This is a genomic window from Streptomyces sp. SID3212 (assembly GCF_009865405.1).
In the GTDB taxonomy this organism is placed as follows: Bacteria; Actinomycetota; Actinomycetes; order Streptomycetales; family Streptomycetaceae; genus Streptomyces.
Genome location: NZ_WWJY01001085.1, coordinates 1 through 2,628, shown reverse-complemented (window position 1 = coordinate 2,628; position 2,628 = coordinate 1). Strand labels below are relative to the sequence as shown.

At 69.7% G+C, this 2,628-nt stretch carries 3 protein-coding genes; 1 reads left to right on the top strand and 2 read right to left on the bottom strand.

What is annotated here, in order from left to right; genetic code table 11:
• Nucleotides 1-268 precede the first annotated feature (268 nt).
• A complete protein-coding gene (locus GT042_RS32335) occupies nt 269-544 on the bottom strand; it encodes a DUF3263 domain-containing protein (protein ID WP_161312250.1) in 276 nt (91 codons plus the stop codon).
• Nucleotide 545: 1 nt separating this feature from the next.
• On the bottom strand, nt 546-1,772 hold the full coding sequence (locus GT042_RS32330; protein WP_161312251.1) for an extracellular solute-binding protein: 1,227 nt from the start codon (nt 1,770-1,772) through the stop codon (nt 546-548).
• Between the two features lie 290 nt (nt 1,773-2,062).
• Between GT042_RS32330 and GT042_RS32325 the strand changes: the two genes are divergently transcribed.
• A partial coding sequence (locus GT042_RS32325; protein ID WP_161312249.1) for an ROK family protein occupies nt 2,063-2,628 on the top strand: 566 nt, incomplete at its 3' end.

Here is a 2,628-nt window from a genome sequence, read left to right as displayed (position 1 = left end):
CCCCTGCCCGTCCCCCTTCCAGGCCCGCGTCAAAACAACCCGGCCCGCTCCGGTCTTGGAAGGCGGCGGGGCCACCCCCAGCCCGTCCGGCGCTTGAGGACATCCTTGACCCGCACCCGCCCACCGGACCGGGGGCACCCATCCAGCCCGTCCGGCGCTTGAGGACGTCAGTAAGCCGCGCCCGCGCACCGGGCCGAGGGCGAAATCAAGCCCGTCCGGCGATTGAGGACATCCGTGAGCGCGACCGGTCGCCGGGCCGAGGGGGACCTCAACGGCGCTCCCGGCGGGCGGCCCTGACTCGGCGTAGGCGGTTCACCGTTACCGGGTCGTGGGCCAGGGCCCGGGGGTCGTCCAGCAGGGCGCCCAGGACCTGGTAGTACCGGGTCGGCGAGAGACCCAGGTTCTCCCGGATCGCGCGCTCCTTCGCGCCAGGCCCCGGCCACCCGCGTCGCTCCATCGCCAGCACCGCCCTGTCCCGTTCGGAAAGATCGGACGCGGGCGGCGCCGGCGGCGGCGCGGGCTCTTCGGGTTCGGGATCCGGCACGCTACTCCGCGGCTTCCGCCGTGACCGCGTCCCGCGCGATCTCCCCCAGCACCGTCGACGGGTTCACGCCCGGCTCGACGGCCTTGCCGATGTTCTTCTTGATGCTCTCGCTGACCTTCGCCCACGACGTCTTGCCGACGGGCGGCAGTTGCGACGTCGGCAGCGCCTCCTGGAACTTGCTCAGGTCCGCGTACTCCGGATCCGCGGCCATCGCCTCGTTCGCGCTGTAGGTGACGGGCAGCAGGTCGTACTGGCCCACGAAGTCCAGCACGTTCTTGTCGCTGAACACGAAGTCCAGGAACTTGCCCGCCGCCTCGCGGTGGCCGGGCTGCTTGAACGCCATCATCCAGTCGGCGACACCCATCGAGGACTTGGACGTGCCGTTGATGCCCGGCAGCGGCACCATCCCGACCTTGACGCCGGCCTTCTCGGCCTCCTGCATCAGCGTCGGGTGGCCGTTCAGCATGCCGACCTTGCCCGCGTTGAACGCCGTGAACGCGGCGGCGCGGTCCAGCTTCTCCGGTGCCACGGGCCCGGTCAGCCCGGCCTCGACCATGTTCTTCTGGAGCCACCTGAAGGTGGCCACGTTCTGCGCCGAGTCGATGCTGTACGAGTCGTCCGCGGTCTCCGTGTAGCCGCCCCCGCCGCTCAGCAGCCACATCATCGTCTCGGCCTGCGCCTCCTCGGTCCCCAGCGGCAGCGCGAACGGCGTGGTGACGCCCTTCTCCTTCAGCGCCTTGGAGTCCGCCTCGATGTCGGCCCACGTCTTCGGAGCGCTCAGACCGGCCTCGTTGAACAGCTTCTCGTTGTAGAACAGCAGCCGCGTGGACGCGACGAACGGCAGCCCGTACTGGACGCGGTTGACCTTCCCCGCGTCGGACAGCTGCGTCAGGAAGTTCGCCTGGGTGGGGATGTTGAGGAGTTCGTCGGCGCTGTAGAGCGCGTCCTGCTTCACGTAGTCGGCGTAGGCGCCGATCTGCGCGATGTCGGGGGCCTCCCCCCGCTTGACCATCGACGCGACGTCCGCGTCGACCGTCTTCCACGAGCGGACGTCGACGTCGATCTTGATCCCGGGGTTCTTGGTCTCGAAGTCCTTGGCCAGCGCGGACCAGTACTTCTCGGAGCTGTTGGCCGGGCTGTTCCCGTAGTCGGCCGCGACGAGTTTGAGGGTGACGTCGCCCGACGACCCGGTGGCACCGCAACCCGCCAGCGCCATTGTCATGCCCATCGCGGCTATCGCCGCGGTCACTGCCAGGTAGCGCTGCTGCACAGCTCTGTCCCCACCCTTGTTCTTCCGGTGTACGTAAGGTCCCAGTCGGTCCCCTGTGGCGCCCTGTTACAAGGCAGTGATTTTCCCCTATCCGGAGGTTTAAGGTCCACAACTGCGGGGTTTCGCTTCGGCAACGTCTCAACCGGGCATCTCTCAAGGCCGGGACGCCGTCAGGCGTTTGTATGGACACGCAACAATCCAGGCCAGTGGACTAGACCTTTCAAGGGTCTACGCGCGAGACTGTTCTTGTGAGACACGTCATCGCCCTCGATGTGGGCGGCACCGGTATGAAAGCCGCCCTGGTCGGGGCGGACGGCGCGCTGTTGTACGAGGCGCGGCGGGCCACCGACCGGGAGCGCGGCCCCGACGCGGTCGTCGGGACCATTCTCGACTTCGCCGCCGACCTTCGCGCGTACGGCGTCGAGCACTTCGGCGGGAGCGCCGTGGCGGCCGGGGTCGCCGTCCCCGGCATCGTGGACGCCGAAAGCGGAACCGCCGTGTACGCCGCGAACCTCGGCTGGCGGGACGTACCGCTGCGCGATCTGCTCGGCAAGCGCCTCGGGGGCGTACCGGTCGCGCTCGGCCACGACGTACGCACCGGCGGTCTCGCCGAGGGGCGGCTGGGCGCGGGCAAGGGCGCCGACCGGTTCTTCTTCGTGGGGCTGGGCACCGGCATCGCCGGCGCGATCGGCATCGAAGGCACCATCGAGGCCGGGGCGCACGGATACGCGGGCGAGATCGGCCACGTCGTCGTCCGCCCCGACGGGCCCGAGTGCGGCTGCGGCCAGCGCGGCTGCATGGAGGCGATCGCCTC